This window comes from Streptomyces sp. TM32 (genome assembly GCF_004122755.1).
GTDB classification, from domain to species: Bacteria; Actinomycetota; Actinomycetes; order Streptomycetales; family Streptomycetaceae; genus Streptomyces; species Streptomyces sioyaensis.
Genome location: NZ_SDIG01000082.1, coordinates 20087 through 27604, shown reverse-complemented (window position 1 = coordinate 27604; position 7518 = coordinate 20087). Strand labels below are relative to the sequence as shown.

Below are 7518 nucleotides of genomic sequence, written 5' to 3'. Positions count from 1 at the left end.
GCGGGTGTACGGGGCGGGCGGCGAGCCGGGGCTCGGCCGGTCGCCGACGGCTGCTGCATGGTCCGCACGAGCCGTCGACAGCACCTGCGTGGTCCGCGTGGTCCGCACGCCCTGCTGCGGGCCCGGCCGGAGCGCCTCGCGGCCGTCAACTCCCGCCAGGTGCCCAGCCGTTACCCACCAGCCTTTACCAACCGTTGAATCTTCGCGCGTAGATACCGATGTGAGGCTCTGTTAGACCTACTGGGGCCGACCGGCTGAGGCCGACCCGCTGGGCCCGACCTGCCGGGTCCGCTCATGACAACTTGAGGAGCCGCGCATGCCCCGCCCCACCCGTTTCCGCACCGCCCTCTCCCGCAGGGCCCGCCTCGGTGCCGCGACGGTCGCCGCCCTGGTCACCGGCACCGCCGTGTTCGGCATCGGCCAGGCCACCGCCGAACACTCCGTGCCGCGCACCGACAAGGAGATCCCCAACCTCACGCAGGTGCAGGACAAGATCAAGGCGTACTACGGCGACACGGTGACGGCGGACGGTCAGCACTACGCCTCCCCGCACAGCAACTACGCACGTCAGGTCCGCGGCATCGAGACCAGGGCCCGCGCCTATCTGACCAAGGCCCTCGACCGGCACGACCGGGAGGGGCGGACCGGCGGCAAGGCGAAGCCGGCCATCGTGCTCGACATCGACGACACGACCCTTCTCACCTACAACTACGAGCTCCAGGTCGGCTTCCACTTCACCCCGGAGAGCCAGGACAAGTACCTCGAAAGCACCGACATGGACCCGGTCTTCGGGATGGACCGGCTGGTCAACTGGGCGCACGACAAGGGCGCCGAGGTCTTCTTCCTCACCGGCCGCAAGGAGGCACAGCGCACCTGGAGCGTGCGCAACCTCAAGAACGTCGGTTACGGGGTATCGCTGGACCGCCGGCACGTCTACCTGAAGAACACCGAGCACCCGCCGGCCTACCTGCCGTGCGGCGCCACCTGCACGACCGTCGAGTACAAGTCGGGCACCCGCAAGCACATCGAGTCCCTCGGCTACCACATCGTCGCCAATTTCGGGGACCAGTACAGCGACCTGAGCGGCGGTGCCGGGGACCGCACCTTCAAGCTGCCGAACCCGATGTACTTCCTGCCGTGACCCCGCCTCCGGCCCGCCCGGGCGGGGCGGGCCGGAGAGGCGATCAGCGGCGCTTGGGCAGCGGTACGCGCAAGAGGTCCCGGGCAATGGTCAGTTCACCGGTGAAGCCCGCCGCACGGGCCTGCCGCTCGAACTCCGTGGGGTCGGCGTAGCGCTGCGAGAAGTGCGTCAGCACCAGATGCCGCACCCCGGCCCGCTCGGCCACCCCGGCGGCCTGCCCGGCGGTGAGGTGACCGTGTTCCACGGCGAGTTCGGTGTCCTCGTCGAGGAACGTCGACTCGATGACCAGCATGTCGGCCCCCTCGGCGAGCGTATGGACGCCCTCGCACAGCCGGGTGTCCATGACGAAGGCGAACCGCTGGCCGCGGCGCCGCTCGCTCACCTCGTCGAGGGTGACGCCGTTCAGCTCGCCGAGCCGCAGCAGCCGTCCGACGTCCGGCCCGCTGATCCCGTGGGCCGCCAGCCGCTCCGGCAGCATCCGGCGGCCGTCCGGCTCCACGAGGCGGTAGCCGTACGACTCGACGGGGTGCGAGAGGCGGTACGCCTCCAGGACGTACGACGGCGAGCGGTCCAGCTCGCCGTCGGCGGTCACCGGCCGCTGGACGAGCCGGACCGTCTCCCGGTAGGCGGTGGCGTACCGCAGCCGTTCGAAGAAGTGCTCCCCACTGGCCGGATAGTGGGCGGTGACCGGATGCGGCACCCGGTCGAGGTTGATCCGCTGGATCACACCGGCCAGCCCCAGCGAGTGGTCACCGTGGAAGTGCGTGACACAGATCCGGTTCAGGTCGTGGGCGGCGACCCCGGCACGCAGCATCTGCCGCTGGGTGCCCTCTCCGGGGTCGAAGAGCAGCCCGTCACCGTCCCACCGCAGCAGATAGCCGTTGTGGTTGCGGTGCCGGGTGGGAACCTGGCTGGCGGTCCCGAGGACCACCAGTTCGCGTACGGACAAGTCGACCCCGTCAGACCAGACGCTGCAGGTCGCGGCCGCCCAGCAGGTGCGCATGGGCGTGGAAGACGGTCTGGCCGGCGCCGGGACCGGTGTTGAACACGATGCGGTAGCCGGTCTCGTCGACCTTCTCCTCGGCGGCCAGCAGGCCCGCCTGGTGCAGCACGTCACCGGCGATGGCCGGTTCCGCGGCGGACAGCTCCAGGGCGTTCGCGTAGTGCACCTTGGGGATCACCAGGATGTGGGTCGGGGCCTGGGGGTTGATGTCGCGGAACGCCACGGTGGTCTCGGTCTCCCGGACGATGGTCGCCGGCACCTCCCCCGCCGCGATCTTGCAGAACAGGCAATCGGCCTGCGGTTCTCCCGCCACCGGTGGCTCCTCCCAGCTCGTCCCCGTACGCACGGTGCATACGGCCCTCGGATGCTACCGGGCGCCACCCATGGGGCGCGGAAAGGCCCGGGGCACAGGCCATGCGGGGCGGCGGCCGGTCCGTACGGGGGCCGGACGGGCGGGGCACGGCGGACCGACCGCGGCGCCCGGTCCGCGGATCACTAAGCTGTGGCCGGAAACCGCTTTCGTCCACTACCGGGAGTTTTGCACCATGGCAACCACGCGCACCGCCACGACCCACTGGGAAGGCAACCTCCTGGAGGGTAAGGGCACCGTCGCCCTGGAGTCCTCCAAGGTCGGTACGTACGACGTGAACTGGCCCGCCCGCGCGGAGCAGCCGGGCGGCGTCACCAGCCCCGAGGAGCTCATCGCGGCGGCCCACTCCTCCTGCTACTCCATGGCCTTCTCGCACGGCCTGGCGGGCAAGGGATACACCGTCGCCGCCCTCGACACCAAGGCCGACGTCACCTTCCAGCCCGGTGAGGGCATCACCGCCATCGCCCTGACCGTCAAGGCCAGCGTCCCCGGCCTGTCGGAGGAGGACTTCCAGGCGGCGGCGCAGGACGCCAAGGCCAACTGCCCGGTGAGCCAGGCGCTGGCGGGCGTCAAGAACATCACGCTCTCGGCCGAGCTGGTCTGACCGGGCGGCCGGCCCGGGGCGGCCGGCCCCCTTCGCATGAACGGCGGTGCGCCGCCGGGCTCCTGAGGGCCCGGCCGGCGCACCGCTGCATTGTCCCGGGGCACCGCGGCGTTGTCAGTGGGCCGTGCCACGATCGTTGCGTGGAGAACAGCCAGACACCGCGGGCCCGGCCTCCCTCCCGGGTCTTAGCTCCAGCGCCCCGTGCGCCCCAGCAGCAGCGCCGTCGCCGCGGTGCCCGCCGTGGACGTACGCAGCACGGTCGTGCCCAGGCGGTAGGGCCGGGCGCCGGCCTCGGCGAAGGTGGCGAGCTCCTCCGGGGAGACGCCGCCCTCCGGCCCGACGACCAGCACGATCGAGCCCTGGGCGGGGAGTTCGGCGGTGGCCAGCGGGGAGCTGCCCTCCTCGTGGAGCACGGCCGCGAAGTCCGCGTCGGCGAGCAGAGCGGCCACCTGCTTGGTCGTCAGCGGGTCGGCGACCTGGGGAAAGGTCAGCCGGCGCGACTGCTTGCCCGCCTCGCGGGCCGTGGCCCGCCATTTGCCCAGCGCTTTGGCCGCCCGCTCACCCTTCCACTGGGTGACACAACGCGCCGCCGGCCAGGGCACGACGGCGTCCACGCCGGTCTCGGTCATCGTCTCGACCGCCAGCTCGCCGCGGTCGCCCTTGGGGAGCGCCTGGACCACGGTGATCGTGGGCTGCGGCGGGGCCTCGGTGCGCAGCCCGGTGACCGCGACGGTGAGCCGGTCCTTGCCCTCGACGGCGGCGACCGTGCCGTACGCACCTGTGCCCCGGCCGTCCGTCAGCACGACCTCCTCGCCGGTCCGCAGCCGGCGCACCGATACCGCATGCCGGCCCTCGGGCCCGTCCAGGGTCAGCGTGCCCCCGGCCCGTACGTCCGCGAGCGAATCGATGAGGAAAACGGGCGCGGTCATGACGCGCTGCCGTCGCTTCCGCTGCCCGGCAGGGCCAACGCGGCGCGCGCCGCGTCCAGTTCGGCCGTCAGCACCTCCACGAGCCGCCCGGCGGGCAGCTCCCGGGCCAGCCGGTGCCCCTGCCCCGCCCACAGGTTCATGCCCTGGGCGTCGCCCGCCTTGGCCGCGGCCTTGCGGAGGGTGGAGGTCAGGTAGTGGACGGCCGGATAGGCGGCCGGAGCGTACGGGCCGTGCTCCCGCATGAAGCGGTTCACCAGCCCGCGGGCCGGCCGCCCGGAGAACGCCCGGGTCAACTCGGTATGGGTGAACAGGGGGTTGGTCAGCGCCTGCTTGTGCAGCGGGTTGGCGCCCGACTCGGGGGTGGCGAGGAAGGCGGTGCCCAGCTGCGCCATGCACGCCCCGGCGGCCAGCACCGCCGCGATCTGCGAGCCGCGCATCAGCCCGCCCGCGGCGATCACCGGAATCTGTACGGCCTCGCGGACCTGGCCGAGCAGCGCCAGCAGCCCCAGCCCCGCCCCGGTCCCGTCCGCATGCGGATCGTCCCGGTGGGTGCCCTGGTGACCGCCGGCCTCCACGCCCTGCACGCACACCGCGTCCGCGCCCGACCACTGTGCGGCCTGCGCCTCGGCGGCGGTGGTGACCGTGACCACCGTGTACGTACCGACCTGCGCGAAGGAGTCGAGGACGGCGCGCGAGGGGCAGCCGAAGGTGAAGGACACCACCGGCACCGGGTCCTCGCGCAGGATCGCGAGCTTGGCCTCGTAGCCGTCGTCGACGGGGCCGTCGGTGTCGCCGAGCTCGGTCTCGTACCAGGCGGCCTCGCCCGCGAGTTGCTCGCGGTAGACCTCGACGACGGAGCCGTCGGCCAGGGACGGCTGCGGCATGAAGAGGTTGACGCCGAAGGGCCGGTCGGTCAGCGACCGCAGCTGTTTGATCTCCTGATACATCCCGTCGGCGGTTTTGTAGCCGGCGGCGAGGAAGCCGAGACCGCCGGCGCCACAGACGGCGGCGGCCAGCTCGGGCCCGGATCCGCCGCCCGCCATGGGGGCCTGCACGATCGGGTGGCGGCAGAGATCGGTGAGCGCGGTGGGCATGACCACATCGTGTCACGCCCACCGCCTCGCCCCGCATCGGGGCCACGCTGTGGCGGCTTGCCGGGGCACGCCGCCGCACCCCGGCCCACCTGGGCTATCGCCCGTTGAAGGCGTCTTTCAGGCGCGAGAACAGCCCCTGCTGTCCGGGCTGGAACTGCCCCGTGGGCCGCTCCTCACCGCGGAGCTTGGCCAGCCGCCGGAGCACCTCTTCCTGCTCGGGGTCGAGCTTGGACGGCGTCTGCACCTCGACATGGACGATGAGGTCACCGCGGCCGCCACCGCGCAGATGCGTCACCCCGCGCTGGTGCAGCGGGATGGACTGGCCGGACTGGGTGCCGGGCCGGACGTCGATCTCCTCGACCCCGTCCAGCGTCTCCAGCGGGCACTTGGTGCCCAGCGCCGCCGCCGTCATCGGGATGGTGACCGTGCAGTGCAGATCGTCGCCGCGCCGCTGGAAGACCGCGTGCGGCAGCTCGTGGATCTCCACGTAGAGGTCGCCGGCGGGGCCACCGCCGGGGCCGACCTCGCCCTCCCCCGCGAGCTGGATGCGGGTGCCGTTGTCGACACCCGCGGGGATCTTGACGGTCAGGGTGCGGCGGGAGCGGATCCGTCCGTCGCCGGCGCACTCGGGGCACGGCGTCGGTACGACCGTGCCGAAGCCCTGGCACTGCGGGCACGGCCGGGACGTCATGACCTGGCCGAGGAAGGACCGGGTGACCTGCGAGACCTCACCGCGGCCGCGGCACATGTCGCAGGTCTGCGCCGAGGTGCCGGGCGCCGCGCCCTCGCCGGTGCACGTCGTACAGACGATGGCGGTGTCGACCTGGATGTCCTTGGTCGTGCCGAAGGCCGCTTCGTTCAGCTCGACATCGAGGCGGATCATGGCGTCCTGACCCCGGCGGGTGCGCGAGCGCGGGCCGCGCTGCGACGCGGTGCCGAAGAACGCGTCCATGATGTCGGAGAAGTTGCCGAAGCCCGCGCCGAATCCGCCCGCGCCCTGGCCGCCGGCCTGCTGCGAGAGGGGGTCGCCGCCGAGGTCGTAGACCTGCTTCTTCTGCGGATCCGACAGGACCTCGTAAGCGGCGTTGATCTCCTTGAACCGCTCTTGGGTCTTGGGGTCCGGATTCACGTCCGGGTGCAGCTCGCGCGCCAGCCGACGGAAGGCCTTCTTGATCTGGTCCTGCGAGGCGTCGCGGCCGACGCCGAGGACCGAGTAGTAATCCGTGGCCACTTACGACTCCGCGAGGATTTGTCCGACGTAACGTGCCACTGCGCGTACCGCTCCCATCGTTCCGGGGTAGTCCATGCGGGTCGGTCCGACCACGCCGAGTTTGGCGACTGCCTCGTCGCCCGAACCGTAGCCGACCGCGACGACCGATGTGGACGTCAGGCCTTCATGGGCATTCTCATGCCCGATACGTACGGTCATGCCCGAGTCCTTGGCCTCCCCGAGCAGCTTGAGCAGCACCACATGCTCCTCAAGGGCCTCCAGCACCGGCCGGATGGTCAGTGGAAAGTCGTGCCCGAAGCGCGTGAGATTGGCGGTACCGCCGATCACGAGTCGCTCTTCGGTCTCCTCCACCAAAGTCTCCAGCAACACCGACAGCACTGTCGAGACCGTGCCGCGGTCGTCCTGCTCGAAGGACTCCGGAAGATCCTGCACCAACTGCGGCACATCCGCGAACCTGCGGCCCACGACCCGGCTGTTGAGCCGTGCCCGCAGGTCCGCCAGGGACGTCTCGCCGAACGGCGCCTGGCAGTCGATCAGTCGCTGCTCGACCCGCCCGGTGTCCGTGATCAGTACGAGCATCAGGCGGGCCGGGGCCAGCGCCAGCAGCTCGACGTGCCGGACCGTGGAGCGGGTCAGGGAGGGATACTGGACGACCGCGACCTGCCGGGTCAGCTGCGCCAGCAGCCGGACCGTGCGGCCGACCACGTCATCGAGGTCGACGGCGCCGTCGAGGAAATTCTGGATCGCCCGCCGCTCCGGGCTGGACAGCGGCTTGACGCCGGCCAGCTTGTCGACGAACAGCCGGTAGCCCTTGTCGGTCGGGATCCGCCCGGCACTGGTGTGCGGCTGGGCGATGAACCCCTCGTCCTCCAGGGCTGCCATGTCGTTGCGGATCGTCGCCGGGGAGACCCCCAGCTGGTGGCGCTCGGTGAGTGCCTTGGAGCCGACCGGCTCCTCCGTCCCGACATAGTCCTGGACGATGGCGCGCAGCACTTCGAGCCTGCGTTCACTGAGCATTCCGCGCACCTCCAGTCCGGCCGTCCCGGCGTCTCGTTCCTCCTGGCACTCACACGGGCAGAGTGCCAGGCCCTGAGCCAGTGTACGGCCGAGTAGCACAGCCACGGCAAGGGCGGCCGCGCGGAGCAC

8 protein-coding genes are annotated in these 7518 nt (G+C 71.6%); 2 read left to right on the top strand and 6 right to left on the bottom strand.

The genetic code is table 11. The features are described from left to right. The first annotated feature begins 316 nt into the window (after positions 1 to 316). On the top strand, positions 317 to 1141 hold the full coding sequence (locus tag EST92_RS18880) for an HAD family acid phosphatase (protein ID WP_129282060.1): 825 nt from the start codon (positions 317 to 319) through the stop codon (positions 1139 to 1141). Between the two features lie 43 nt (positions 1142 to 1184). Here EST92_RS18880 and EST92_RS18875 read toward each other — a convergent pair whose 3' ends face one another. Together EST92_RS18875 and EST92_RS18870 are read right to left on the bottom strand one after the other, a co-directional pair. Continuing rightward, complete coding sequence (locus EST92_RS18875; protein WP_129282059.1) at positions 1185 to 2090, bottom strand: ribonuclease Z; 906 nt, start codon at positions 2088 to 2090, stop codon at positions 1185 to 1187. Between the two features lie 10 nt (positions 2091 to 2100). Then, a complete protein-coding gene (locus EST92_RS18870) occupies positions 2101 to 2457 on the bottom strand; it encodes a histidine triad nucleotide-binding protein (protein ID WP_129249814.1) in 357 nt (118 codons plus the stop codon). A 232-nt stretch (positions 2458 to 2689) separates the two neighbouring features. Here EST92_RS18870 and EST92_RS18865 point away from each other — a divergent pair, with 232 nt between their 5' ends. Further along, the gene (locus EST92_RS18865) at positions 2690 to 3118 is read left to right on the top strand and encodes an OsmC family protein (protein ID WP_129282058.1); all 429 of its coding nucleotides are present in this window, start codon (positions 2690 to 2692) and stop codon (positions 3116 to 3118) included. A 185-nt stretch (positions 3119 to 3303) separates the two neighbouring features. On the opposite strand, the gene EST92_RS18860 is transcribed toward EST92_RS18865, so the two are convergent. The 4 genes from EST92_RS18860 to hrcA form a co-directional block, all read right to left on the bottom strand. Next, complete coding sequence (locus tag EST92_RS18860; protein WP_129282057.1) at positions 3304 to 4047, bottom strand: 16S rRNA (uracil(1498)-N(3))-methyltransferase; 744 nt, start codon at positions 4045 to 4047, stop codon at positions 3304 to 3306. After that, positions 4044 to 5141, bottom strand: coding sequence for a nitronate monooxygenase (locus EST92_RS18855; RefSeq protein WP_129282056.1), 1098 nt, complete (start codon positions 5139 to 5141; stop codon positions 4044 to 4046). Before EST92_RS18855 ends, EST92_RS18860 begins: the two co-directional genes overlap by 4 nt. Positions 5142 to 5235: 94 nt before the next feature. Continuing rightward, on the bottom strand, positions 5236 to 6372 hold the full coding sequence (gene dnaJ, locus EST92_RS18850) for a molecular chaperone DnaJ (protein ID WP_129282055.1): 1137 nt from the start codon (positions 6370 to 6372) through the stop codon (positions 5236 to 5238). Next, on the bottom strand, positions 6373 to 7389 hold the full coding sequence (hrcA, locus tag EST92_RS18845; RefSeq protein ID WP_093483176.1) for a heat-inducible transcriptional repressor HrcA: 1017 nt from the start codon (positions 7387 to 7389) through the stop codon (positions 6373 to 6375). Positions 7390 to 7518: the final 129 nt, after the last annotated feature.

Coding starts and splice junctions, on each gene's coding strand:
- EST92_RS18865 (WP_129282058.1), top strand. CDS start 2,690: ATGGCAACCACGCGCACCGCCACGACCCACTGGGAAGGCAACCTCCTG.
- EST92_RS18860 (WP_129282057.1), bottom strand. CDS start 4,047: ATGACCGCGCCCGTTTTCCTCATCGATTCGCTCGCGGACGTACGGGCC.
- EST92_RS18880 (WP_129282060.1), top strand. CDS start 317: ATGCCCCGCCCCACCCGTTTCCGCACCGCCCTCTCCCGCAGGGCCCGC.
- EST92_RS18855 (WP_129282056.1), bottom strand. CDS start 5,141: ATGCCCACCGCGCTCACCGATCTCTGCCGCCACCCGATCGTGCAGGCC.
- hrcA (WP_093483176.1), bottom strand. CDS start 7,389: ATGCTCAGTGAACGCAGGCTCGAAGTGCTGCGCGCCATCGTCCAGGAC.